17 protein-coding genes are annotated in these 25,702 nt (G+C 61.1%); 5 read left to right on the forward strand and 12 right to left on the reverse strand.

Annotated features, from left to right (window positions below; all coding sequences use genetic code 11):
- Position 1: 1 nt before the first annotated feature.
- Together SINAC_RS11830 and SINAC_RS11835 are read left to right on the forward strand one after the other, a co-directional pair.
- Entirely contained in the window at positions 2–292 is a 291-nt protein-coding gene (locus SINAC_RS11830) for a PAAR domain-containing protein (protein WP_015245868.1), read from the forward strand.
- 182 nt (positions 293–474) lie between these two features.
- A complete protein-coding gene (locus SINAC_RS11835; RefSeq protein WP_020466297.1) occupies positions 475–1,701 on the forward strand; it encodes a DUF6861 domain-containing protein in 1,227 nt (408 codons plus the stop codon).
- A 48-nt stretch (positions 1,702–1,749) separates the two neighbouring features.
- On the opposite strand, the gene tssG is transcribed toward SINAC_RS11835, so the two are convergent.
- The 8 genes from tssG to SINAC_RS11875 all read right to left on the reverse strand — a co-directional run bounded on the left by tssG (position 1,750) and on the right by SINAC_RS11875 (position 11,053).
- Positions 1,750–2,757, reverse strand: coding sequence for a type VI secretion system baseplate subunit TssG (gene tssG, locus SINAC_RS11840; protein WP_015245870.1), 1,008 nt, complete (start codon positions 2,755–2,757; stop codon positions 1,750–1,752).
- Between the two features lie 169 nt (positions 2,758–2,926).
- A complete protein-coding gene (tssF, locus tag SINAC_RS11845; RefSeq protein ID WP_015245871.1) occupies positions 2,927–4,753 on the reverse strand; it encodes a type VI secretion system baseplate subunit TssF in 1,827 nt (608 codons plus the stop codon).
- Positions 4,754–4,758: 5 nt separating this feature from the next.
- Positions 4,759–5,244 (reverse strand): type VI secretion system baseplate subunit TssE, encoded by a 486-nt coding sequence (tssE, locus tag SINAC_RS11850; protein WP_015245872.1) that lies wholly within the window; start codon positions 5,242–5,244, stop codon positions 4,759–4,761.
- A gap of 178 nt (positions 5,245–5,422) precedes the next feature.
- Positions 5,423–5,905 carry an Hcp family type VI secretion system effector gene (locus SINAC_RS11855; RefSeq protein WP_015245873.1) on the reverse strand — a complete coding sequence of 161 codons (483 nt, stop codon included), beginning with the start codon at positions 5,903–5,905 and terminating at the stop codon, positions 5,423–5,425.
- Between the two features lie 155 nt (positions 5,906–6,060).
- Entirely contained in the window at positions 6,061–7,554 is a 1,494-nt protein-coding gene (gene tssC, locus SINAC_RS11860) for a type VI secretion system contractile sheath large subunit (protein ID WP_015245874.1), read from the reverse strand.
- A 1-nt stretch (position 7,555) separates the two neighbouring features.
- Positions 7,556–8,080 (reverse strand): type VI secretion system contractile sheath small subunit, encoded by a 525-nt coding sequence (tssB, locus tag SINAC_RS11865; protein WP_015245875.1) that lies wholly within the window; start codon positions 8,078–8,080, stop codon positions 7,556–7,558.
- Between the two features lie 220 nt (positions 8,081–8,300).
- Entirely contained in the window at positions 8,301–10,190 is a 1,890-nt protein-coding gene (gene tssA, locus SINAC_RS11870; RefSeq protein WP_015245876.1) for a type VI secretion system protein TssA, read from the reverse strand.
- Positions 10,191–10,192: 2 nt separating this feature from the next.
- Complete coding sequence (locus SINAC_RS11875) at positions 10,193–11,053, reverse strand: type VI secretion system accessory protein TagJ (protein WP_015245877.1); 861 nt, start codon at positions 11,051–11,053, stop codon at positions 10,193–10,195.
- Between the two features lie 638 nt (positions 11,054–11,691).
- Here SINAC_RS11875 and SINAC_RS39820 point away from each other — a divergent pair.
- Positions 11,692–13,026, forward strand: coding sequence for an FHA domain-containing protein (locus SINAC_RS39820; protein ID WP_154673705.1), 1,335 nt, complete (start codon positions 11,692–11,694; stop codon positions 13,024–13,026).
- Positions 13,027–13,040: 14 nt separating this feature from the next.
- Here SINAC_RS39820 and SINAC_RS11890 read toward each other — a convergent pair whose 3' ends face one another.
- The 3 genes from SINAC_RS11890 to tssK are packed head-to-tail and all read right to left on the reverse strand — an operon-like array spanning position 13,041 to position 16,516.
- The gene (locus tag SINAC_RS11890) at positions 13,041–14,459 is read right to left on the reverse strand and encodes a type VI secretion protein IcmF/TssM N-terminal domain-containing protein (protein ID WP_015245879.1); all 1,419 of its coding nucleotides are present in this window, start codon (positions 14,457–14,459) and stop codon (positions 13,041–13,043) included.
- A gap of 26 nt (positions 14,460–14,485) precedes the next feature.
- Entirely contained in the window at positions 14,486–15,112 is a 627-nt protein-coding gene (locus tag SINAC_RS11895; RefSeq protein WP_015245880.1) for a DotU family type IV/VI secretion system protein, read from the reverse strand.
- A gap of 9 nt (positions 15,113–15,121) precedes the next feature.
- Positions 15,122–16,516: a type VI secretion system baseplate subunit TssK gene (gene tssK, locus SINAC_RS11900; RefSeq protein ID WP_015245881.1), complete on the reverse strand. Its 1,395-nt coding sequence runs from the start codon at positions 16,514–16,516 to the stop codon at positions 15,122–15,124.
- 426 nt (positions 16,517–16,942) lie between these two features.
- On the opposite strand from tssK, the gene SINAC_RS11905 reads away from it, so the two are divergent.
- A complete protein-coding gene (locus tag SINAC_RS11905) occupies positions 16,943–20,887 on the forward strand; it encodes a hypothetical protein (RefSeq protein WP_015245882.1) in 3,945 nt (1,314 codons plus the stop codon).
- Positions 20,888–21,078: 191 nt separating this feature from the next.
- A complete protein-coding gene (locus tag SINAC_RS11910) occupies positions 21,079–22,422 on the forward strand; it encodes an IS4 family transposase (protein ID WP_015243913.1) in 1,344 nt (447 codons plus the stop codon).
- Between the two features lie 117 nt (positions 22,423–22,539).
- Here the strand turns inward: SINAC_RS11910 and tssH are convergent, their stop codons facing one another.
- The gene (gene tssH, locus SINAC_RS11915; RefSeq protein WP_015245883.1) at positions 22,540–25,206 is read right to left on the reverse strand and encodes a type VI secretion system ATPase TssH; all 2,667 of its coding nucleotides are present in this window, start codon (positions 25,204–25,206) and stop codon (positions 22,540–22,542) included.
- Positions 25,207–25,702: the final 496 nt, after the last annotated feature.

Here is a 25,702-nt window from a genome sequence, read left to right on the forward strand (position 1 = left end):
CATGCCCATGCCTGCGGCTCGCGTCGGTGACATGCACGTCTGCCCTCTGATAACGGTTCTCGTGCCCCACGTGGGAGGGCCGATCCTGCCACCGGGAGCCCTGACCGTTTTGATTGGTGGCCAGCCCGCCGCTCGGGTGGGTGATCTTGCGGTCTGTGTTGGCCCTCCCGACGTGGTCGTGCTCGGAAGCTTTACGGTTCTCATCAGCGGTCAGCCTGCCGCTCGCCTGGGCGATATCACCGCCCACGGTGGGGCCATCGTGATGGGCTTCCCCACGGTTCTCATTAACTAATCATCTTGTCTAGCGAACAAGAGACGATTGCGTTGCGTCCTGGCTCGTCCTCCAGCCGTCGCTCTTCGAGGCCGATGATGAACTCGTTACCAAAATCGATCAGACCTCGATCCCCCTTCGCTCCGACCGTTGCACCAGGGAGGGGACCGGAACGGTTTCGCGTCGCGGGGCCAATTGGCTGGATGAGAGACCCTTATCTTGAACGAAACGTCGCGTTCGTGGCCGAGGCCTGGGAACGGGCCCGGTTTCGTTTCATCGAAACGGCCATCGCAAGTCAGACGAGTGACGAATTCCTTTCGTTGATCCGTAACCTGGTCGGCGTCCTCACGATGTCGGTTGACGTCATGGGTGAGACAAACGCAGGAGGGGTGAGCGCCCTGGGAGTTGGTGTGGCGGGACTCCCGGGGACCGCGATTGGCACGGGCGCCGGCTACGCGTTGAGCGTGCAGCTCATTGAGGGGCTTGAAGCCGGTTTCCTCCTCGCCGATATCGCTCCCCATCTTGAGGCGGTTGACCGCGCGTTCGCGAAAGGCGTCAAAGAGGCCTGGGAATCATCGGGGTCGCCCCTCCGAATCCATGCGGCCGCACGGATCATGGCCGACGCGGTCGGGATCTTTTTCAGCCTGCTCCTCCAGGGCCTCATCGCATTCCTCGCCAGGGAGATGGGCGGAAAGGCCCGGGGGCGGCTTCGCGTCGCCTTGGCCGATCGAAAAGAGACGAAGCTCCTCAGATTGAGCAACGGGCTCGAGACCTGGATCCTTATCCAGTACGACCGATTGATCGCGCACTTTCGTGCGGACTCGATGTTTCAAGGGCAGGGCCAATCCAACGTCGCGAACGCGTCGACGAGTGGAGTGCTCACCCCTCGAATTCAGCCGAACCCCTTGCTTCCGGATATCAGCAAAGACTTTCAATTTCGCGAATACGTGAGTGATGGCAAAACGTATAAGCAAGGCAGCGGTCGGCTCGGCGTTCCCGGCCGAATCCGAACCCATCGCAACCAGAACGCCCAACGCGGGGTTTCCGAGGGGAGCGGTGATGACGCCGGTCACTTGATCGGCAATCGTTTCGGCGCCCCGGGGGGGCCGGAAAACCTTTCGCTCCAGAATTGGGTCGCGAACCGCTACGGCACCTACAAAGGCCTCGAAGACACGTGGGCCGAGGCATTGCATCGCGGATCCGACATTGAGGTCACCGTGACCGACGTCACCCGGCCGAATGAAGATCGACCGTTTATGCGAGAGGTGCGCTGGACCGAGACCCAGGCCGACGGCAAACGCCTGGCGGAGAACCTGACGTTCGCCAACACGCACACGCCGAAGAGCCGAAAGGCCCAGGATATCGCCCCGACAAACAAGCCAGGCGAAGTGGGCAAAGTCATCGAAGTCGACTTTACCAAGAAAGATTGATCGCCAAGCACCCCATCAAATGACTCGTTAAAAACCAAACAAGCAATTCTAAACGCTCGACGTGAAGACCGCGTCGTCGACGTCCTTTTCAAGCGGACGGCTCCGGAGCCAAGCGTGACGCCCCAGGCGGGCTCCGCCATTGCCTTGCGAGGAGAGGCGGCAGGCGGGAACGTCCTCGGCCTTCAGGATAAGCTGAACGTCGAACTCGAATTCGAGGTCCACGAAGAGCCGCACCATCTGGGCCACGGCGAGGAATTCCGGCCCATCGGGTTGCAAGGCTTGAAACCGGTCGAAGGAGAGGGGACCGAGTCGAATCCGAATCTTGCCCTGGGCGTCCCAGGCACGGGAACCGAGAACAAGGCTCCCACCGAGTTCGTTATTTCGACCGGAAGTGCCGAGGGAGGAGCAGTCGCTGGATTCGAGCTGAAGCCAGCGGCCCACGAACTGGTCGATCTCGATCGGGAGTTCAAAATAGTCGCGTAATAAACTCTCCAAGACCACGACGGGACGTTGTCTTCGGGCGAAAAAACCTGAGTAGGGCAGCAGGGCGGCGTCGGGGAACTCGTGGCGGTTCCGAAGCGAGGTGGTCCCGAGCCCGATCAGGTCGAAGAGGTGGCGGGCGAACGGCTCATCGCCTCCACGTTCGCGTGCGACGATGAAATGATGCTTTTCCCAGGCTCTGTAAAAGAGCGAGATGAGGCGGTGGTTGATCAGGTCGAAGAAGGCAGCGAGCGAGTGATCCCCCAGGCGCGAACGCTCCATCAGCAGTTCGGTGTAGACGTGCGGGAGCACCCCCGAGGGACCGGTCAGGCCGAAGAAATTGACCCGCATTCCGGGCGCCGTGCCTGGATCTTCGCGAGGTTCGAGACTGCGGATCGAGCTGGCCGGGAAGCTCATCGAGAGATGGGTCAGGAACCGGACGACTTCGCGATGGGCCGGTCCTTCGCGGCCGACCGGGGCGCGCTCGGGGTTCAGCCGGGCCAGGATCCTGACCGCCTGAAAGAAATCGAACCGATAGGGTTCCTCGAAGAGCGCTTGGTCTAAGCCGTTGGACATGGTCTACCTTTGAATGGCTTGCAGGCCATGGGTGCCACGGGTTGTACTCAACCCGTGTGCCAAAAACCAGGGCTTCTGCTCACGGGTTGAGTACAACCCGTGGCACCCAGCAGCATTGGCTTGGCCGTGGTAACCCATCAGAAAATCAAAGAAAACCGCAACCAACAGCTTAGAGGAGGGTCCGTTCGCCGGCTCGGGGTGGCCATTGCTTCAAGATTCCTTCGCGCTGTCGCGTCTTGGCGACCATCCTGGTAAATGAGTTGATCGACGTATAAAGGCCAAGGAATCGGTCCAGCACACTGGCCATCAAGAAGACGCCGCCCCCCACGAAATGGGTCTCGTCGAACTCAACGGTCACCTCGACCCCAAGACAGACGGCGCTGCCGATCTTCCGGCCGGTGCGGACCGGAACCCGACGGCTCGACACCCCGGTCACTCCTGCGATCTGCTGCCGGGTCGCCGCGCTATCGGCGAAGTTGTAGATCATCAGGATCTCATGCAAGGCGTCCAGCCCTTGCTCCCCATCAGCCAGCGAGAGGTGATTGAGCGAGAGGAGCGAGATCAGCCGCCACTGGGCATTCCGGCCCAGGGGGGGACGGAGCGGCTTCGTCGGCTTGCGCAGACAGCGGACGCGGCCCACCGGCCCTTGGCCTTCGAGTTCAAAGTCCCCTTGCTCGCCGCCGAAGGGCAAACGGCTCGGCAAGTCACGATTCGTGCAAGTGACATGAACCGTGATGGTCTCGCTGGCAGGCAGCCTCGGGTTGAAGCCGGGATCGACGAACGAGAGTTCCACCTCGGTGCCCGGGTCGTCCTTCACCTGCGAGGCGCGTCGGGTCGCGTACCAGTAGGCCCCCGGCGTCTCCCCTTGCCGCGCGTGGCGCATCGAATAGAACGGCTCGTAAACCAAGGGTTCGTCGAGGAACCCGCCGACGCTGGTCACCCGATCGATCGAGTAGACCTCGGTCGCCATCTGGCGATGGACGTCGGGGACCACACGATACTTGTATTGCGTCTGACTGAGCGCAATCGGCTCGGCGACCGTGGTGTAGAGGTTCACCACGGGGGTACAGCCAAGCCGGAAGGTATCGGCCTGGACCGGCAGCTCGTTCCGTGGGGATCGGTTCAGGAAGAACATCAACTCGATCGAACCGGCAAACTTCTTGCCGAACAGCGCCTGGAGACCGGTCACATCAAAGAAGAGGAATTTCTCAGGAAGCGCGAAATATTCCTGGATCAGGCGGTAGCCGACAAACGACCGGTTCGGATAGTCGAACATCCCCTCATCGCGACCGAAACCGACGGTCTCGATGGCGTCAGGGGGAAGGACGATGGATTCGTACCTCCCGTCCTCAAGCTTGCTCCGAACTTGCACCTGGCAAACGTTATTATGCAAGAGCTCGTACAGGCTGTAAGGCAGCGGCCCTGATCCATCGAGGTAGAAGCGAAGCCGATCGATCGAAAGCTGCGAGAACTGCGCTCCCCCCAGGCACGAGAGGGTCAGTTGGAGCAGCGCAACGGCCCCCGGGGGTTTGCCGGGCACAACGACCCGATCCGGGTCAAGCCTCGCGGCTTCGACCTCAATCGGCCAGAGCGTCACCGGGTAGGTCGTTCGGAATGGGCAGGGGGCTCCGTTGACCGGTCTCGAGTTGATCCGGCTCCCCCGCTCGATTGTGAACCCTTCAGCCAGGTTCGCCTGCGCCCGGTTGAGCACGAACTGCACGATGGACAACGAAGGGAGCGGGCGCTGAAAGTGAGGGTAGAGGATTCCCAGGAGCGAGTCGGTGATCTCCGGAAACTCGTCGTCGATCTTGTGGCGAATCCGCGCCGTCAGGAAGGCCACTCCTTCGAGCAAGCGTTCCACGTGGGGGTCTTCGCACTTGTCCGACTCCAGGAGTAGCCGGGCCGCCACTTTGGGATACTTCTGGGCGAACTCGGCCCCGAGTTCGCGGAGGTAGGCCAGCTCGCCGTTGTAGTAGTGCAGCAGCTCGTCGATCATTTTGCTTAATCACCCTGCACGACGAAGGCCCGGGTCGTCAACTGGAGCACGGAGTCGAACGTGACGGGCTCGGGGGCGGGATCGACCCGGAGCATCGCGTCGATCCGAAACCGAAGGCTCCGGTCGAATTCACGCCCCTCGACGGTCGTGACCGAGACGCGCGACAGGCGAGGTTCAAAGCGTGCGATTGCTTCCTCGACCGTACGCCTCAGCTTGTCCTGGTGGTTGGCACTACTCAGGGTCGACGAGGAAAAGTCTGGCATCCCATAGGTCAGCACCGAGTTCTCAAGCTGCCGCAAATCTTCGGGCCATTGAGCCAAGAGCTGTTTGCTGTTCAAGAGCCATTCGAGGTCGCGCTTGACCGACTCCTTGATCTGCGCTGGCAACGGGTTTCGCCCCGACTGGGACTCGGTCGAGACTTTCGGTTCATGGTCGATCAGCCGGTCGAGGACCGAGGGCAACAAAGAGTATTCGATAGGAGCTCGCGGCATCGGTCCTCTCCATTTTCTTAACTTTCGATGATCATTATGGCCGAGAACCATGGCCGGCGAAAACAAAAACGCCACCGGGGGCCCGGTGGGCCTCCGGTGCGACGCATTTTTGTTTGCTCGTGGTGGTGCGGCAAGAGCCGGTTCGACCTGATGCGGCCAAACTCAGGCATGGCAGAACTCAGCCACCGGTGTTGGTCTTCATGTCCCAGTGCTTCTTGCCTGCCGACTTCGTGATGCCCTTCTCGTCCTGGGCCAGGTAGTCGATCTCGACCTTCGAGTAGTTCAGGCTGATCTGGTCCATGGGGACCTCGCCCCCCTGCGACCCGCCGGTCTGGTAGCTGGAGACCAGCACGTCCGACAGCGTGACCACCATGAAGTTCTGCTGAGTGCCACCGGCCTTCCGGCAGGTCAGCTTCGCTTCCTTCAAGTGCTTGCCGTTGGCACAGAAGAGGAAGAGGGTCGGCGACGCCGAGTTATTCCGCATCACGAAGTGGAAGTCGTTCATCGAGACCTTGCCGGCACCGGCTCCGGTCCCGTGCGAAGAGGCACCGAGCTGGCTCGCTCCCCAGCTGAAGGACTCGATCTCGATCTCGCCGGAGTGGGACTTGTCCTTTGATTCACCTTTGACATCAGTGATCTTCAGAAACATGTCAACAGCCATTGCAGCAACTCCTCACAGGTTTCCGCTTTTGCCCCGGTCGGCCATCCCCACCGGGCTTAATTTCATTACGACATCCTGGCATCTTGGTGACGTCGAGGCCGGGAGATTCTTTCTCGAGCGGCCCTTGACGTCACCAGCCGGGAGCAACTCAGCGATCAACCGCCCGACGCAGGAGGCGGCAGCTCAGCCACCATCCGTAGCGAGACCGTCAGCTCATCGAGCTGGAAGTGGGGGCGGAGGAACGCAATCGCCTTGTAGGCGCCCGGCTTCCCGGGAACTTCCATCACGTCGATGCGGGCCTCGCGCAACGGATATTGCGACTTCGTCTCCTGGCTCGCCGAGTCGTCCGTCGTGACGTACTGGGCGATCCAGGTGTTGAGGAAGGTCTCGCACTGGCTGCGGCTCATGAAGCTGCCCAGCTTGTCGCGCATCATCGACTTCAGGTAGTGGGCAATCCGGGACACCGCCATGATGTACTGGAACTGGCTCGAGAGCCGGGCATTGGCATTGGCGGCGTCGGTGTTGTACAGCTTTGACTTCTGGGCCGACTGGGCGCTGAAGAAGGCCGCATAGTCGGTATTCTTGCAATGCACCAGCGGAATGAATCCGAGATCCGCAAGTTCTTTCTCGCGACGGTCGGTGATCGCGATCTCAGTGGGGCACTTCAGGGCCACATCCCCTTCATCGGTGCTGAAGGTGTGGACCGGCAAGCCACTGACGAGGCCGCCCCCTTCCACCCCTCGGATCGCGGCGCACCAGTGATGGCGGGCGAACGACTCGGTCAAACGGGTCGCGAAGGCGTAGGCCGCATTCCCCCAGAGGTACTTCTGGTGGTCTGCGCCGTCGACATCCTCCTCAAAGTTGAATGCTTCGACCGGTGTGTTATCACGTCCGTAAGGCGTCCGCATCAGAATATGCGGGAGGCAGAGGCCGACGTAGCGTGAATCCTCCGAGTCGCGGAACGAGCGCCACTTGACGTAATCGTTGGTCTCGAAGGTCTTGCTCAAATCGCGCGGGCCCGACATCTCGGTGAAATCATCCCAGTTAAACAACTGGGGGCTGGCCGCCGTCATGAACGGGGCGTGCGCGGCAGCGGCCACGTTCGAGATCTTCTCCAACAGGGCGATGTCCTGCGTGCTACGACTGAATTCGTAGTCGCCGACCAGGGCCCCGAACGGAGAACCGCCGAATGTGCCGAACTCTTCTTCATAGACCTTCTTGAACAGGGCGCTCTGATCGAATTCAGGGGCGCGTTCCATGTCCTTGAGAAGGTCTTTCTTCGAGACGTTCATGACCTTGATCTTGAGGGTCGGTCCCGTCTCCGACTGGTGGACGACATAATGCAGTCCGCGCCAGGAGGCCTCCAGCTTCTGAAAGTCCTCATGGTGGAGGACCGCGTTCAGTTGCTTGGAGAGCAGGGTGTCAATCTGCGCGATCCGCGCATTGATCATCGCCTGAGTGTCTTTCGACACCTTCATGGTCCCGGACATGACCTGGTCGACGAACTCGCCGATCAGGTCTTTCGCGAGCGTCTTCTGCTCTTCGTCACGGGCCATCCGGCCCTGCGAGATGATCTGGTCGAGAAGGCTGACCTCCTCGTGCGACGTGGCAGCCGACGTCGGCTGGCTCTGTTCGGCGGCTCCGCTCATATCAAGACTCCTCCGACTTGGACTCGGCGCGTCCCGTCTCACTGCTCAATTTCTTCAACGAATCGGTATTGTTGACCACGTCTTGGAGCAGTTGCTCGAGCGTGTCGTTACCGTCCATCTTGGTCACGAGGTCGGAGAGCCGGTCACGTGCTTCCAGAAGTTTGCGAAGCGGCTCAATCTGGCGAACGACCTGCTCAGGCTCGAAGTCATTCATATGACCGAACTTAAGTTCAACATTGAACTTCGAGTTGTCGTTTTGAAGGGTGTTGTCCACCTGGAACGCCAACCGGGGCTTGATTGCGTTGAGGACCTTGTTGAAATTGTCACGGTCGATTTCAACGAATTTGCGGTCCTTCATCTTGGGCAACGCCTCAATCGGCTTGCCCGAAAGGTCAGCCAGAACGCCCATGACAAAGGGGAGTTCTTTGACCTGGATCGCACCACCGACCTCAACGTCATAAGTCAGATGGACGCGGGGACGACGGACGCGGTCCAGCTTGTGTTGGGTACTCTCGAATGACGGCATCTGTTTTTTTCTCCCGAACGGAACACGTTCGAATCCGAGAGGGGTAGGTTGAGAAACATTACTACAGTATCAGGGCTCAAGGATGTGGCCTTGAACCGCTTGTGTCAATCGAATTCCTCAGCATGCAGGCGATGAAAGGCAGGACTCTTCCAAGGCTTGAGAGCGCTCGATCCGTAGCCTCCCGGCCACGAACCTTGGGTGGTTGACCACGCGTCTTTTTTTAGTGAGGGCTGTCTCCCTCCAGGGCCAGTGCCTGGTTGATATCAAGGCGGCACAGGCGTGCAAAAACTTGCGGCAGCTTTTCCGCAGCCGGACTGCCGGCGCCGACGGCGCGGAGGCAGCGGTAGAACGCCGCCCAGACTCGGGCGCAAAGCTGTTCGGATTCCCACTCCTCTAAACGGAATTCGTCCACCAGCCGCGCCAGATCCTCCGAAAGCGGCAGGGCGACTTGGTGGCGATTCGCCATGAGGCAGAGTTCGGCGAGTTGCAGCTTGCGCTGGAACCGCTCTCGGCCGGTCGAGGCCGTGACCAAGGCGCGGCGGATCAGGTCGATCGCTTCGTTGATCCGTCTCCCCTGGACCAACTCGAGCGCCTGGGTCCAGACGTCCGCCGGTTCGTCGGCCGCACGCTCCTGGGCCTCGGGAACGTAAGGCTCCATCGGCGGCGGTTCATAAGCCACCGGCTCATAAGGTTCCGATGCGACCGGTTCGGGAGCAGGAGGGACGATCTCTTCCAGGAGCCAGCTTCGGGTCTCGGAATTCGCCGTCGGGGTGCCGTCGCCCAGCTCCGAGTTGCTCAGGTCAGGGAAGTCGGTCAGATACGTCCGCAACAGGCTCCGACAGGCAAGCGCGGCCGATGCGCGATCGATATCGCCTGCGGCCATCGCAGTCAATGCGTAGCGTTGTGCGTCGAGCCAGGCTGTCCCCTCGGGGCGACCGAGCGCCTGCTCGGCCTCTTCCAGAAGTTGGCTCCACTCCCCCTCCTGAGCGAGCCTTCTGAGGCTCATCCGGACCTCGCTCGAGGGAGCTTCGCAGACGGAGATGTCCGGGGGCTGCTGGGACTGGCCATACAAATCGCCCATCCGGAGGGCACGGACGACGAGGAAAGGGGCCGGACTGGCTGGATCGTTCTCCCGGAGATAGGCGCTTGCTTCGAGGATCCGCTGGCGCGCGTCGTCCACACTCGTGATCGGGCCGCCTGAGGACCGAGCCGGGCGAGCGCGACGCCGGGGAGCAGCGACCTGCGGCACTTCCTCGTAGCCACTCTCCGCCTCGGCATATTCGGATTCGTCCGCAACCTCCGCCTCCGAGCCCTCATCCTCGGGTTCGGGCTCGAGCGATCGTTTCAGATTCAGGATCGGCTCGAGGACGTTGCGGCAATCGGTGAGCGCCTTGCGCACCGCGACCACGCCCGGCGAATCTCGCCCCAAGCGTTGATCCATGCTATCATCGAGAGCCTTGAGCGCATCAATGCAACCACGAAGGTCTTCAACCAAGGTCTCGTAGAAGGGCTTCGGCGTTTGGGCCACCGCATCGTCGAACTGCTGTCCGGTGATCTTTCCTTCCGCGATCAACGCCTCCATCGCGTCCTGGCTTTTCAACCCGGCGTTGTCGGTCGCTCTCGACTCCTGCCAGCGATAGTAGGAGTAGCGCTCATCGCCGAATCCACGGGTCAGGGGGAGGCTTCGAATCAAGGGGGCGACAACACTCTCGAGGAAGATGAACGGGCCGGAGCGCGACTCGAGATCACCGTCGTCGATCTCAGGATAATAGGTCTCCCAGAAACTCTCCTGGATCCCGAGCATCAGGAGAAAGCCGTCGCGGAGCCCGCCGAACGAGTGGCGCCGACCGAGCGCCTCGGTGATCCAGGCGGCGACTTGCAGATCCTTGGACTGGCCTTGGAGGATCTCCGTGCCCAGTTCGATGACCCGTTCCCAGTCGGCGACCTTGGCCTTTCGCTGCCAGTCCCCTTGCAGGGTATCGTCTTCGGCCCGCCGTGCCTCGCGCAGTTCGTCGTAAACGGCCTCGTAGGCGAGGTTACGTCCTGCCGGATTGTCCCCGGAGATCGGCAAAAGACATTCGTCGATATTGAGCACTGATGTCGTGGCCATGGTCAGGATTCATCCCCCGGCCGGCCCACCGACGACGATTCCGAAGCCGACTCGCTCGTCTTGCCTTCCGTGAGCGGAAACTGCGCCTGGCCGAGTTCTTGCAGGGTCCGCACGTCTTCACCCACCAGTAACGACTTGCGCCCGATCCCTCGAATGATCCCGGCGCCAACGTCCACCCAGTCGGTTTGGCGTCCCAGTCGGAGTGGACCGTCAGGGCTTGCCGACGTCCCCGGATAGAGGCTCGGCAGGTAAACCTCGCCCAACTGGCCGTCATAGGTCGCCAGCTTTGCCGGGGCCCAGAGCAGGTCGAGCAACGTCTTCGGCTTGGGGACTTCGAGGAATTGGACGTGCCCCCAAGGGACCCAGTAGTAGCCGGTCGTCGAGAAGACTTCGAGCACGGGGGACAAAATGTCATCCGCATCTCGAAAGTCGTCGAATTCCACCCCGTCGGCGCTACCTCGTATTGCCTCTTGGGTCGTGGCCGCCCGCTCGAGCAGGGCACGAGCGTCGTCGAAGCGTCCCGCTCTCACCTGATCGAGGGCGTCTAGGTGCAGCGTGACACTCTCCGGTGGCGCCACGAGAAAACGGGGGCGTTCCCCATGCTCGAAGAGCTGAGTTCTTGCCCGCTCCGCGTTCAAGAGTCCTTGGTAGACCCGCAGTCCGTTGATGTATGCAATCTCGGTACTCTTGGTCCGAATCACATCGAGCTGCTTCTCTGCGCGAACCAGATCGCCCGCATAGCAATGGAACTGAAAGAGAATGGTGCGAAGCTCGAGGTCGGTCGGATTGGCCTTGATCTCCTCGTTCAAAGCACGGATCGCGTCCGTGAGTTGACCGCGGTCCAGAGACTCTTTCGCGTTCATTGTAAACCTTCTCCGAACGACGGACGGGCGAGCACTGAACTCCGAGATTGTCGGTACTGCGGCTCTGTTGTGTCGACCGAACCTGCCGTCTCGACATCGGCAAGGATTCGGATGGGAAGCCGATTGGGAGTTGGAGCCAACATCATACTGCTCGTTTGCAAGAAAGGGACACCATGCCGGCAAGATTCAGCGATTTCGGCGACCGCCGATCAGGCCACTGACATTCAGCCATGTCGAATGTCAGAGCGCGCACTTCGTCACCGGCGTCACTCCCTCGAGAATGCGGAGTAAGAATTCAGGCCCCATTCGCGCGAACGCACTTTGACGAAAGGGGCCATAACGCCTATATTGAACGATTGCCTTGGGTTAGTGCCGACATGGCAACGGAACGCTTATGTTTTTGCTGGTGTCCCGAGGCAAGTTCGTGTTGACTCGAGTTCGATGGCGAAGGATCTCTAGCGAGCCGGAGAAGTCGGATGGCGCAAATCTGTCCCCGATGTGATGCGACTGTCGGCGACGATCTTACGCGCTGTCCCAGTTGCGGAGCCGATCTCGACCCCTGTCGAACGATCCCACCGGCACGCCCGAGACAGATCACGCCGGCGAAAGCTCCGGTCTCGGCTCGAAAAGCAAGTCCGGTGGAACGACCGGACTATTCCGACGAGCGGGAGACGGCCACCCCGCCTCCACCGCCCAGGCCGATCAAGAAAATCAAACCACGGCCCGTTGCGCCACAGCCGACGGCCCAGGCCCCAAGCGCCGCACCTCCGGCTCCGCAACCTGCGCAACCGGGCCCTAAGCTCGCTTACACACCGTCGTCGACCACCGGCGAGATGGCGGCCTATGCTCCTCCGGCCTATCCGACCCCGGCTCCCGCGCCGGCAGAAAGTCGAGGCGGCATTCGTGGCTGGATGATCAAGATGCTCGGCGGAGCACCGGCCGCTCCGCCACAGCCTCAGCCCCATCCCGCACCAGCGCCGGTTCCCCCGAATTACGGCTATGTGCCTCCCGGTGGAGCCCCGCCGCAGCCCGGGGCACATCCAGGGTATCCGCCAGGTGTGGCTCCTCAGGCCCCCGCAGCCCTGCACCAGGCCCCACCGCAAGGCCATTTTCAAGCCCCCCCTCCCGGATGGCCCGATCAGCCACCTGTTCCTGGATTTGGGTTGCAGCATCCCGGCCCACAAGGGGCTGGAGCACCCCCTCATCTCGACGCCCCTCCCTCCTTGCTCGACCCCTTTGGAGGGGGGTCGGACGAGTATGCCAAGACCCAGTTCTTGGGGGGAGTCGACCTCGATAAGCTGAAGATCCCCAAGTACACCTTCACGCTCCAGATCCTTGATAATCAAGGACAATGGCGTGATTGGGGCCCGATCCATGCCAACGGCCTGAATGTCGGTCGTGCCAAGACGAGCGCCGAGTTTCCCGGGCTCAGCAGTATGGCCGTACGGCACATGAAGCTACGTTATGAGCGCACAACGCTGGTCGTCGAGGATCTCGGATCAATCAACGGCGTTTACCTGCGCGTGATTCAGCCGACCGAACTGAGCGACGGAATGCGTTTCCGAGTTGGCAACCAGACGATCGAGTTTCACGAACCGGCCGCTTTCGAGCCGGTGGCTCCGTTGGTCGGAGAAGACGGCGAAGAATACTGTAGTCGGGATCTCGAACCGTTGGCCTATCTCGATCTCATCCGCCCCAACGGTCAGCCGGGCCTTCGCTTCCCGCTCACCAAGCCGGATGCGACGATCATCGGCCGCGAGGGACCGAACACGCACATCGCCTTGACCAGCGACAATTCCGTGAGCGGCATGCACGCGCGGGTCTATCGCAAGGACGGCAAGTTTATCCTCGAAGATCTGAAGAGCCGCAACGGCACGTTCGTCCATGTGCTGGGCTCGGCCAAGGTCACTTCAGGCGACGTGCTCTTGGCCGGCCTCGTCTTGTTCCGAGTCGTCGATCATGGCAACGGCTGATCGCGTCATCCGATCTATCGGACGACGCGGAAAAGTACGATCAACCAAACGATGACCATGATGATAGGGCCCGCCCACCAGATCGAGTGGCCCGTCATCGTAATGATGGCCAACCAGGTCAGCAGGGAAAGACCGCCTCCCACAAGTCCCACGGCCAAGGCGAGCTTCCGATAAAATCGGTCGTCGTCCTTGGCCTGTTGCGTCCACTGGGTCACCGGATGCTCGGCAAGGATCCGGCCGCGCGGACCGCGCAAGAGTCCGGCGGTGAAGGCTTGCTCGCGAGGGTGCGCCCCGGTCGCCGTGAAGTAACAGCCCCGGAACAACATCGGCTCGGTTTCCCGATGGGTCGAGAACGCGGCCTCCAGGACGGATCGAAGTCGCTTGCGATAGCGGCGGAACTCGATATCGAGGCTGAAAAGCTGGTTGTTTCCCGGCACGTTGAACAGGTCATCGGCCATCAGGCTCAAGATCCAGCCATGATACCATCCTGACATCCAGATGAGGCCGTTTTGAACCAGGTCTCCGCTGAACGGGTGCGAGGCGGGAACGGCGAACCCACAGCGGCTCTGCCGGAGCGCAGTCGACATCCGTCCTACAAACTCCGGAAAACCAGGAGTTGTTTCCATCTCGGAGAAGACCGCAAACACAGGGCAGCGGACCTTGAGCACACGCTCGATCGTCCGCAGGTCTTCACGCACCGAGGAGGCCCATTTCACCGATTCCGGCTGCCCCGCCCAGGTGATTGGGAAGAGAACGACCACACCCCGCACGACCGGGCAGTTCGGGCGTTCAGCCAGCAACCGGCGGCAGACATTCTCGAGGCTGCGGCTCCCCTCCTCGCTTTGAACTCCAAAGGTAGAGGCACCCGCCACGCTCAGGAAGATGCCGTCGGCCGTCGCGTACGCATGCACGGGCGCTTCGCCGTCGGGTCCCTCGGCGAAGAGTTGAAGACCGGCCGAATGGACCAACGCCGAGGTCCACCCTTCATCGGGAACCAGGACGAGGTAGACATGCTGCGCACCGGCCTCGATCCGCGCATTGCTCAGCCGGAGTTGGATTTCGCGCCAGGCGGAATCGATCTCGGAGGATCGGTCGCCCTCTCCCCCGGCCGTGCTCTCCTGGACGGCAGGCGACCGCCCTTGGTAGAGGGCCCGGCCGAACGCAATCAACGAGAGGGTGAACCCTACGAGCAGAACGAAGATCCAGGTCCAGAAATAGTTGAGGAAGAGTGGGGGAGTTGATTCATCAAGAAACGCGTGCGCCGGATTGCGAATGGGGAGCAGGAAAAGGAAAACGACCGCCGCCACCGTGATACAGAGAATGACAAACCATCGCCACGACCAACGCGCCAAAAAGTAAGCGCCGACCGCCGTGATCCCGACCCCGATGGTCATCGCCAACCACTGCCCGAATCCGCTGAAATAATAGCTCACGTTGCCTCTCGGTGGATTGGGCCTTTTTATCGTGGATGCACGGCCAAAACGAAGCAGGCGAGGGTAATCAAGGCCGTGATCGAGACCAAGACGCTAACGGCCAGCAAGATCGACTGCCCCGGCAAGGGACTCAAGGGCTCACGCTCGAGCGTCTCGTCCGGCAGGAATTTTTCAGGCTGAAGACCGCTCGAGGCAATTCGGTTATAGATCCGTTCCGCCCAGGCGCGCAGTTCCGGCTGACTCTCCACGAACTTCCCGCGAAACCCCAGGGCGACGCACAGGTAGTACGTCTCCAAGGGGTCGGTATTGGCGAGGACTTCGGCCTCGTGGGCCTTCTCGAAAAAGCGATCGGCGCGAAGCCGTTCCTGATAAATGTCCCACTCCAAGATCTGCTGCCGCCATTCCAGGGCGTGCGACCAGGGTGAATTGATCAGGATTTCGTCGATCCAGTACACCAAGGCGTGCTTGGCGAGTTCAAAGTCGTGCGACAACTGGCTCGAGATGCCGGCCTTCCGCGCGGCCTCGTCGAGGGCAATGACAATCTGTTCCCGTTCCGGCCCCAGCGGAGGATTCTCCCCCGCTTCCAGACGTTGCTGGAGGTTGAGCACGGTCTGGAACACGGGGCTAACGAGGCTGGCAAAGGGGTCGGTCATATTAAATGATTAGATGACGAACAGAGCGAATTGGAGGTTGGTGGTCTTGCTTCCCTTGGGCGGCACAACCGACAGGATGCGATCACTCTGGAAGGTCGCACGCGCCAGGTTCATTCGGATCGCCATCGAACAAGTATCCGCCACGTCACGCCAGAACACCTGGTCACGTTCGATCTGGTAGTAGACGATGCCGGTGCCCGCCGGCAAGGCACGAGGCGGCCGCACGATCGGCACCAGCTTGAGACCACGCAAGGCCTGCTTGAAGATCTGCTCGACCCGTGACGTGCTTCCCAGCTTCATATCCATCGACCGGAGAAGCTGTTCGCAGTCATCGTCCCCCAGCTCCGTCTCGACACCGAGAAAGAGGGTCTTCGTACTGCTCAACCAGGCCGGTTCCAGGCTGACCTGAAGCCGTTCCCCATTCTTCTCGAAGTATCGCTTCTCGAACGCCGACGGAGCGATCGTATCGAGCCCGAGCTGAATATACTTGATCACAGTGTAGAAACAACCGCCGATGTCCTCGTGGTCGTACGGGGGAAGGGCAGGGGGCCGCCGGGCGTCCATGAAGATCGCGAGTTGGCCAACCAACCGGCAAAGCTCGTGAAAAAGCAAAAGGGGCGTGAGTCCCCGGATAAAGACGATGGACTCGAACGCCGAAAGCGCCCCGTTGAGCGTGGCCAGCTTGAGCAGGCGCTCCGCATCTCCCGGAACCTGGCTGTCGAACGAGATGCTCCGGTCCACGATCTGGGAGGCGAGTTGATCGACCTTGGCCCCGATCTGATGATAGAGCGACTGGATCATTTGCCAGAGCGGCGTCCAGGCGTCCAGCACAAGCAACGGAGGAACGTAGTCGACGTCGAGCTGTGGCGGCGCTTCGAGTTGAGCGGACCGCTCCACCCGGGCCAGAGGAAGAATTTCATAGCCGGTATGATCCTGAGTCGAAAGCAGCAACCGCGCTCGGGTCCGACGGACCAGGAGCGCCTGCTCCTCGCTCCCTGTGTTCTCGTCGGTGATTTCCAACTCGTCGACCCAGTATCGCGGACCGTTGGCGGTCGGGACTTCCTCCACGTTGGCTCGCCCGGCCTGGAGCGTGGGGATCGCCAGGTAGATCATCACCGACCCTGAGTTCGCCAGTGCGCTCCTCAGTTCCACGGGGTCGACGGTGCCATCAGCCGGGATCGCGATCTTGGTCCCATCCTTGAAACGGGCCTCGCACGACCGCAGGACGGCCGAGTAATTGCCGAACGCCTCGCGGTCGAACTCCACCAATCGGACGCCCCAGTTGAAGGGGTGGAACCAATCTTCGGAATCGCGAAGGGTTTCCCGAACATTCCGGTCAGCGACCTGGAAGTGCTGAGGGCGCAGGAACATGCCTTCATGCCAGTGAATCGGACGGCTTGCCATCGGACACTCCCAGCCCCTGACCGCATCGGAAACGTTTGAAAAGCATAGCCGATCGGCGGGGCGATCTGAAAGGCTGGCCTCTTCTCAAAGGGGAAATCAGAACGTGTTCGTTTCTCCAGGGCGTCCGACGGTCGGTCAGGCGTCCCCTGGTTCTCGAACGCAAGCCGGATTGGCCGAGCCCAGGTGTCGATTCGCCGGAGAGTTTGACGAGTCGCCACTTGCGGCGAGACGATACCGAGTCAATCCCTACGTGACGAAGTACACTCTGGGACACGAGTTATTGACGTCGTTTCCAACAGCCCATCATACTGAAGAAAATCGGTCACAACACGGGGCATAATATCGTAAACTGAGCAAGCCGAAATTTGCGCTGATTTTGCCCTACGACTTAACGACGAGTCGCGTCCCAATGGTTTTGAGCGGGTTATGACGACAACAACGCTACAGCCCGGCCGTCGGCGATACGGACTGGTCGATACCCGAAGAATTTCCAAACCGAGGCTATCGCAACTGATCCTGGTCTTCACCGGGATGGTCATCGCGCTGGTTCTCTTTGTTTGGCTCCTTTTCTGGATCAACCCCACCCGCCGTGGGATTGGCGGGCGCTGGATTGCCCAGCGTGGGTTGACCCACCCCTTGCTCGGCTTTCAGGCCGCGGACATCGAGAAAATCACAGGGGCCGTGAGAGGCACCGTTCCCGAGTCGGACTATGGGTCGTTCCGTGACGTCTTACGCGATCATCTGACCAAGGCAGCCAACCGGCCGGTGGTGCTCTACGTCTCAGCCGCAGGCGTGGTCGATGACAAGGGGGCCGTCCTCCTTCGCGACGACGGCGGGGTCATCGGCGAGACTTCGGAGCCGGACGCGCGGCATTCCGCGATCTCCCTCGAACAGTTTTTCGAAGTGTTCAAGGACGCTGGAACACGGTTTCCGAGCCAATCGAGGTTTCTCATTTGGGACGCCGGGCAAATTGGCTCGGATCGCAATCTGGGCGTTTACGCCAACGGTTTCTTGCCCAAACTCCGGTCGTACCTGGCCGAGAATCCGGTCAAGCGACTCGTCATCCTCAGTTCCTGCGCTCCTGGCCAGACGAGCACCTCCAGCGAATTCGACAATCGCTCGGTTTTCGGCTATTTCGTCGAGCAGGGCCTGGCGGGCAAGGGGAGCACTCCGAATGGTCTGTCGGTCCAATCGCTCACCCGATACGTCCGAGCCCAGGTCGCACTCTGGGCGCGAAACCATCGCCAAGCGGAACAGACCCCCGAGCTTTTCGGTGACACCACGCTCGACTTTCCCCTCCCTCGATCCCGGAAGGTGACACTGGCAACGCGACCGGAGGGAGACGAAGAACAGGAGGAGACGAAGCGATTCCTCAAACGACTGGAGCGTGCTTGGGCCGAGCGTGACGGTTGGCAGAAGCGAAAGCCGTATCGATCTGCGCCGCGAACCTGGCTGAGGTATCAAGAGACTCTGCTTCGTGCCGAGCGTCTTTTCCGCGCCGGCGAGTCGACCGAAGCCGAGTCGGCCCTGAACAGCCTTCCCAACCTGGCCAGCGAGGTGACCCGAGTTCCCGCCTTTGATGGTTCTCTCGCTCTCCTCGAAAAGAATGCGGCGACTGCGTCTGACAAATCGAAGCAGAAAACGCTGGAAGACGCCCGTAGTTCGATTGACGAGGCCCTCGACCTCATCCTGGGTGGAGACGAGACGGCCGCTCCCGGAGAAGAGGCGGACGGCGCAGAGAAGACAACCGAGCCGGCGGTCGAGAAAGAGAAAGGGGAGGCGAAAAAAGCGGGCGAGCCCGGCCCCGTCCCCCCCGCCAAGCAGGAGGTCAGCGCCAAGCAAGCGTCGGTCGTTCCGACGAGGAAAAAAACGCAGTCGGGCCATGCCACCCTCTCCGGGCGTCGCAAAGCCGATTCGCCGATCGCTCGCCTCTCCAGTGTGGATGACGATCGTCGCCCCTTGTTCCCCGAGGCACAACTGATCGTCTGGGCCGACACGTTCGTGACTCGCGGCCCTGACCGGAACGCGTTCCGCGGTCGGCGCGGCGAGGCCCTCGAGAAGGCGATACAGACCCGCAACCTGGCCGAGGTCGCGGCCGCTTCCGACGAGCGGATCAACCGTTGGATCCGACCTTGGGTGGAAGCGGGAGACGTCCACCGCCGTAATGGCCAGGATCTCTTGTTCGCCGCAGAACCCGCTGTACCGCGCTGCCTCGAAGCGCTGGACCAGGCGGACGAAGCCTACCAGATCGCAATCAAAAACGCCGAGATTTGCGATCAGGCCATTGACCAGATCGAGCAGCTCTCGGCCGAGCTGCCCTACTACGGCGAATGGAAGGCAAGACGAGGCGGTCGACTCGAAATCGGTCTCGATCCATCGTTCCAGGAGTTGCTCGACTCGGCCGCCGAACTGGCGCGCCTGATCCACTCGGTCCCACCGCCCCTCCGAACGGAAGGGGATCCCCTGGCGGGGCGCGACGAGCAGATCCAGCGCATCAAGCGCCAGTACGGCACGGTTGCGGAGTCGTTTCGAGGCCTGACCGACGACTTCCACAACCAGTGGGAAGGGGGGCGTTGGCGCGACCTCGATACGGTCCTCAACGTGCCGCTGATTCCGGCCGAGATCCGTATGAAGCTCCTCGAGCGGGTCCGCTCGCGACCCATCGCCTCCAGCCTGTTGGAAACCACCACGGACGCTTCGAGCGGTTCGTCCACATCCTCGGGCGATTCGGAAAGTCGACTCAAAAAGGAGTCCGACTCCTTCCTCGCCGAGCGCGCAGCCCGATCGTCACCGAGTTCAGATCCGGCCTTGAGCGAAACGGAATCACCGGCAGACCCTAGCTTCTGGCGAACGGCCTCCGGCCTTGCCCGGCTCGAGTTGGGCCTTCTCGAGATCGGCGGCGCAAAGAAGGAAGAGGTCGCCTCGTTGCGAGAGACCTACGACCGTGCCTGCCGAAAGCTGGGCGGTTCCCCCTTCTCCGAATTCGCCGAGTTCTCGGAACGGATCAGGAGCCTTCGCCGAGCACGACTCCTCGCCCTCGGTGAGAAGCCCAATCCCGATCTGCTCTACGAACAACTCGACGCTGCCGATCGCGCCCTTCGGGTCCTCCCCTTGGCCGACGAAGTGGGACGCGACAAGCTCGTCGAACAGCGAATCAAGTTCCTGCGCAGGGATCTCTCCACCTGGCACGGTCAACGCTTACTCGACGACTTCGCCCCCCGGCAAGCGCTCGCCACCCTCGAGAAAGCCGGCGATGACTACGGCGACTCCAATGAGCTTCGGAGAGCCGTCGAGAGGGCGAAAGTCATGTTGCGTGCTAACCTGCTCGTCGACGCCAATGCGCCCAAAACGCCCACGCTCGACGACCAGGAAGGCATGACCGTGAGCATCAAGGTCCATGCGGAGGGAGAGATCCCAGCCGGCGACGCCGTTGCCTTCCTCGGCCACGACCTCCGTCTCCCCGTATCCGTCAACCAAAAGGGAGCCGATGCGAGCAGCGGAGCAGCGGGCACTTTGGTACCAATCGGAGCGGGCAATCCGGCCGATCCAGCCGAGTTCGTCGTGGAACGTACCGACTCGACCCCCGAAACAGTGACCATCAAGCTCGAACCGGGCGCGTTCTATCGAGGACAGATCTTTCCCAGGGATCTCTCCGCCTCAGCCATCGTGTTCCGGTTGACCCCCGGGAAGGAGGGGATCGATGTCACCCTCCGTCAGAGTGACCGGAGGTTGATCAAGATCTACGGCGATCAGTTCGAGCGGCATCCAGGGCAGGGCTTCCTCCACCCTCATACACCGCTTGCCTATCGGTTTGTGATCAATCACACACTCACCAAGCCGGCGAAGATTTGGGTTCGCTATGGCCTCGAAGGCAAGGACGAGACGTTTGTCACCCGGAAAGACGTCAAACTCGAGCCGGGGCGGCCGAACGATGAGATCGGTGACCGGGTCGATACCGACTTGCACGAGATCCCATTCGACAAGGCGCGTTATCTCGTCCTCGAGATCCGCAAAGACACCGAGATGGGTCGAGTTCTCTTCAAGCGAAGATATCCGTTCCGCCAAGTCGCCCCATCCCAGTACATGAGAGTGCAGGACGGGTTCGACGAGGTCCAGAACATGGCCTACGTCAACGTCTGGCACCTCAAGAGCGACCCCGTGAGCGGACCGTCCGACGTAACCGTCTCCCTGGACGGACAGTCGATCGCAACGACCCTCGATCGAGGAGGCGCCGAGCAGTGGTGGCGAATCTATCCCAAACCGCCGCTACCCGTCTTCTGGAGAATCCAGGTCGAGAAGGTGATCGACGCCTTCAAGGGGAGAATCGACACCGGAGTTGTTCCCCCCGAGAAGACCGCCCCCGCCCAATAAGTGAACTTTGAACTCCTGACTCCTCTCACTTTGCCTGGGAGTTCCCGGACTGCCCGACCGTTGCTCGCATTGAATTCCCTGGGACCGCGGGCGGGGCGCCCAATGGCACTTACTTTCGCCAATCCTGCAATAAGGGGCACCTCTGGCACGATTTTTGCGCCATGAACTCCTATTTTTTGGGAGTACCTCGCATGAACCATGACCAGGAATCACCCGCTGTCGTCGATTTGGGTGAGGCGGTTCGGATGTTCCATCGCTTGGTCCCACCGGATGTCCTGCATGCTCAGAAACCGCCCACGCTCTCGACCGTGTTCACGCCTTGGGTCGTTGTCTGGCTGATGATCTATCAACGGTTGACCTGCAATGCAACGATGGCCACCGCTGTGGGAGAGTTGGCTCGATTAAGTGCGGATGTGCTCCCGGATAACAAGCGGGCCCGTGAGAAATCGTTCTCGGCCAACACGGGTGGGTTTTCGCGAGCGCGAGATCGGCTGCCCGTGGAGATGGCTCAACGGGCGGCTGACGAGGTTTCTGCAGCCTTAATCGCCAAGTCTCCGCCATCGGTGAAAGGGCGTAACGCGTTTCTTGTGGACGGTTCCACGCTCTCTTTGGCACCCACTGACGCCTTGCGCAAAACGTATCCGCCGGCCCGCAATCAACACGGAGAATCGCACTGGCCGATCCTCCACTTGGTAGCGGCCCACGAGTTATCCAGCGGTGTGACCGTGCGTCCGGAAGTGGGGGCAATGTATGGCCCGGCCGCGATTGGCGAAGTCCCATTGTCGGCCGGTTTGATGCCGCGACTTCCGGTCGGCTCCGTGTTGATCGCCGACCGGAATTTTGGCGTCTTCGCGTTTGCCTGGTTGGCCAACCAGGCGGGCCACGACTTCGTGTTGCGGTTGACTGAGAAGCGATTTCGGTCGATGGTGCGCCAAGGGAAAGCCCAGGGCAAGGACCAGTGGGAACTCACTTGGCAGCCCAACCGCTGGGAACGCAAGTCGAACCCACAATGGCCGGCCGATGCAACGTTGCGGGTGTGGTTGCACGAGGTTCGGATTTCCGAGAAGCTGACGCTGTGGCTTGTGAGTCGGCTCCCTGACGAGGGGTGCGAGCTCGCCGCAATCTATGGCCAGCGGCAAAATATCGAAACCGATCTGCGTGATTTGAAGCGGACGCTTCGCTTGGAAGAGATGCGTGGCCGATCCACGGAGATGGTCGCGAAGGAACTGGCCTCGGCGACAGTGGCCTATAACATGGCGAATCTGATTCGCCGGATGGCTGCGGCTCGGGTCGAGATCGCGCCGCGGCGATTGAGCTTCAACCGGGTATGGTCGTTAGTGAAGGTCTTGCTCTTGGAGTCGCTGGATACCACGGACCCCGCGAAGATCCAAGAGCGGATCGACTTGGTTCTGAGGATGTCTGGCCAGTGTAAGCTCGCGAATCGCCCTGGCCGACACTACCCGCGTGAGGTGATCGCCCGCCGCAGAAAATTCCCACTGCGACCACGCAAACGCGGTCTGAAATCGAGAAAGTAAGTGCCATTGGGCGGGGCGCCCGCGGTCCCAGGGAATTCAATAAATGCAATTCTCATGACTCATTAAAAACAAGAGGCCGAAGACGAGCATCCGTCGTCCTCGGCCCATTGTTTCGACTCAGGAGAATTGGTAGCGGAAGTTCCCTTGTTCGTCGACATCCACATAAACGCTGGTGAGGACGTCGCCCTCGGCCATACGGGCGAGGAACTCCTGGGAAAGTTCCGGCAGAAGACTGCGGGTCAAGATCTGGTCGACATTGCGTGCTCCGCTGTGGACCTCCTTGCAACGGCTGGCAATGTTCGCGACGATTTCCTCGCTGTAGGTAAAGGCGGCTTTGTGGTTCTCGCGAACCCGCCTGACGATCCGGTCGAGTTGGAGCCTGACGATCTGCTTCATCACCTCGTCGGAGATCGGATAGTAAGGGACGACGACCAGGCGTCCGAGCAAGGCCGGGGGGAAGACCTTGAGGAGTTCGGGGCGGAGCGCCTCGACCAGGCCGGCGGCTTCGGGCGTGGTATCCTCATCGGCACAGAGCGCCATGGTGGTCTCTGTCCCGACATTCGAGGTCAGAAGGATGACCGTGTTCTTGAAGTCGATCACGCGTCCTTCACCGTCCTCGAGCGTCCCCTTATCAAAGACCTGGAAGAAGAGTTCCATCACGTCCGGGTGGGCCTTCTCCACCTCGTCGAGCAGGACCACGCAGTAAGGCTTGCGCCGGACAGCCTCGGTGAGAACTCCCCCTTCGCCGTAGCCAACGTAACCGGGTGGTGAGCCTTTCAGACCCGAGACAGTATGCGCCTCTTGATACTCGGACATATTGATAACGACAAGGTTCCGCTCGCCGCCATAGAGCGAGTCGGCCAGTGAGATCGCGGTCTCCGTCTTGCCCACGCCGCTGGGTCCGACCAGGAGGAAGACACCGATCGGGCGACGAGGGTCGGTCAGATTGGCCCGAGCGGTCCGAATGCGTTGGCTGACGGCCTCGAGAGCTTGCGCCTGGCCGATCACGCGTTCTTCCAGCTTCGTCTTGAGGTTCAAGACCGTCCTGATCTCATCGGCCAGCATCTTGCCCACCGGGATCCCGGTCCAGCCGGCGATCACGGCGGCGATCGTCTGAGAATCAACATTCACGTGCATCAGCGGCGAATCGCCTTGGAGGGCGCTTAACTCCAAGGTTCGAGTGGCGAGTTCGGTCTTGAGCTTATCTGGCTGGGCCGGGGTCTCGATGGTCGGCAGCTCGCCGGCCTTGCCGTTCTTGGCGGCATGTGCCTTCTCAATTTGCTCGGCGAGCCCTCGGATGGTCTGAACAAGCGTTCGTTCCTCTTTCCACCGTTTCTCAAGCTCGACCAGGAGGGACTCGGACTTGGCAAGTGCCTCCCGGGTCTCGGCGAGCCGTGCGTCGTGTTGGACTCCCGTCACATTTTCGCGTTCGAGGATCCCGATTTCGACCTTGAGGTGATCGATCCGGCGGCGGCAATCCTCGACGGCCGGCGGGATTGCGGTCTGGCTGATCGCGACGCGAGCACAGGCCGTATCGAGGAGGCTCACCGACTTGTCGGGAAGTTGTCGGCCGGGGATATAGCGCGCGGAGAGCTTGACCGATCCCTCTACGGCCTCATCGAGGATCCGCACCCCGTGATGACTCTCGAGCATGGCGGTAATGCCACGCATCATCACGATCGCTTTTTCCTCGCTCGGCTCCTCGACCCGGATCACCTGGAATCGTCGGGCCAGGGCCGCATCTTTCTCGAAGTATTTCTTGTACTCGGCCCAAGTGGTCGCCGCGATCGTACGGAGTTCGCCTCGAGCCAGGGCCGGCTTGAGCAGGTTGGCCGCATCCCCCTGACCGGCCTGTCCCCCTGCGCCGATCATGGTGTGTGCTTCGTCGATGAAGAGGACAATCGGCACGGGTGAGGCTTTCACCTCGGCGATCACTTGCTTGAGCCGATTCTCAAACTCCCCCTTGACCCCGGCTCCCGCCTGGAGCAGGCCGAGGTCCAAGGTTCTCAGAACCACTTTGCGGAGCGGCTCGGGAACGTCGCCCGCCGCGATCCGAGCCGCGAGGCCCTCGACGACGGCCGTTTTGCCGACCCCCGCCTCACCGGTCAGGATCGGGTTGTTCTGGCGACGGCGAATCAGGATATCGACCATCTGACGGACCTCGGCATCGCGGCCGAGAACCGGATCGATCTGGCCTGCCCGCGCCCGTTCGGTCAAGTTGATCGTGTATTGATCGAGCGCGGGGGTCTGGGTTGCCGCACCACGGGAAGGCGTCGCTTGCCCCTCGGCCTCGCGCGCCGGCGATTCCTCCTCAGCCGAGCCGGCGATCAGGCTCGTCATTCCGCTCGCGAGGGTCTCCACCTTGATCTTGGCGAACTCCGGCGACGCGTCGCGGGCCAGCCGGCCGAGTTGTTCATCCTCGAGCAGGGCGAGGAGGAGGAACCCGGAGCGGACCTGTCGTGACTGATATTGGAGGGAGGCGAGCACCCACGCCGAGCGGATCAACTCGTCGATCGAGGGAGAGAGCATCGGCGTTCGCGCATTGCCGGTCTTCAATCGATCGAGTGCCTTGGTCAGATCGCGCTGAAGATGCGACGTGTTGACCTCGAAGTGGCGGAAGACCCGGGCCAGGTCGCTATCGTGCACCTCAGTCAATTTCAGCAGCCAGTGCTCGACCTCAACACTGTAATTCGTGCGTGACAGGCAGAGCCCGGCCGCCGCCTGGAGGGAGTTGACACATGTCTTATTGAGCGTCTTGATGACCGCTCCCGAATCGACTCCCATGGCATTCTCTCCTTCGCTTCGGTGATACCGGCGAGTCTAACAGGGACTGGTGGATGTCAGACAAGTCGTGTCGACAACTCAAAGAGAAGGACGACTGCCGGACGGAAATTCCAAGGAATCCGCTGGTGGATCTTAATCTGACGTGTACGGCAAGGCAATCCGCTATCGCAAGCTACGGTCACACTGTGCGTCAAGCGCAGGTGACGGAAATGCCGTCGGCAAGCGAACCAGTGCTTGTATCACGCGGGTGAGGTTCTCAGAGGTCATCAATCACGAGACGAAATCCGATCGCTCGCATTTATTGAAATCCAAGCCAATCCTGGCAGACAAAACAAAAACATGCACATGTTATTTTTCAACACAAACAACAACCATCCAACCCACAAGAGCATCTGTTCGACACTTCCCTCCGAGAAGGGAAGTATTTTTGGCTCCCACAGCGACGTTCGGGCCAATTCCGAGCGCAAAATGGCTGGCCCCTGTACTACTCTCGCCA

It is taken from the genome of Singulisphaera acidiphila DSM 18658 (assembly GCF_000242455.2).
GTDB classification, from domain to species: Bacteria; Planctomycetota; Planctomycetia; order Isosphaerales; family Isosphaeraceae; genus Singulisphaera; species Singulisphaera acidiphila.

Coding starts and splice junctions, on each gene's coding strand:
- SINAC_RS11830 (WP_015245868.1), top strand. CDS start 2: ATGCCCATGCCTGCGGCTCGCGTCGGTGACATGCACGTCTGCCCTCTG.
- SINAC_RS11835 (WP_020466297.1), top strand. CDS start 475: ATGAGAGACCCTTATCTTGAACGAAACGTCGCGTTCGTGGCCGAGGCC.
- tssG (WP_015245870.1), bottom strand. CDS start 2,757: ATGTCCAACGGCTTAGACCAAGCGCTCTTCGAGGAACCCTATCGGTTC.
- tssF (WP_015245871.1), bottom strand. CDS start 4,753: ATGATCGACGAGCTGCTGCACTACTACAACGGCGAGCTGGCCTACCTC.
- tssE (WP_015245872.1), bottom strand. CDS start 5,244: ATGCCGCGAGCTCCTATCGAATACTCTTTGTTGCCCTCGGTCCTCGAC.
- SINAC_RS11855 (WP_015245873.1), bottom strand. CDS start 5,905: ATGGCTGTTGACATGTTTCTGAAGATCACTGATGTCAAAGGTGAATCA.
- tssC (WP_015245874.1), bottom strand. CDS start 7,554: ATGAGCGGAGCCGCCGAACAGAGCCAGCCGACGTCGGCTGCCACGTCG.
- tssB (WP_015245875.1), bottom strand. CDS start 8,080: ATGCCGTCATTCGAGAGTACCCAACACAAGCTGGACCGCGTCCGTCGT.
- tssA (WP_015245876.1), bottom strand. CDS start 10,190: ATGGCCACGACATCAGTGCTCAATATCGACGAATGTCTTTTGCCGATC.
- SINAC_RS11875 (WP_015245877.1), bottom strand. CDS start 11,053: ATGAACGCGAAAGAGTCTCTGGACCGCGGTCAACTCACGGACGCGATC.
- SINAC_RS11895 (WP_015245880.1), bottom strand. CDS start 15,112: ATGACCGACCCCTTTGCCAGCCTCGTTAGCCCCGTGTTCCAGACCGTG.
- tssK (WP_015245881.1), bottom strand. CDS start 16,516: ATGGCAAGCCGTCCGATTCACTGGCATGAAGGCATGTTCCTGCGCCCT.
- SINAC_RS11905 (WP_015245882.1), top strand. CDS start 16,943: ATGACGACAACAACGCTACAGCCCGGCCGTCGGCGATACGGACTGGTC.
- SINAC_RS11910 (WP_015243913.1), top strand. CDS start 21,079: ATGAACCATGACCAGGAATCACCCGCTGTCGTCGATTTGGGTGAGGCG.
- tssH (WP_015245883.1), bottom strand. CDS start 25,206: ATGGGAGTCGATTCGGGAGCGGTCATCAAGACGCTCAATAAGACATGT.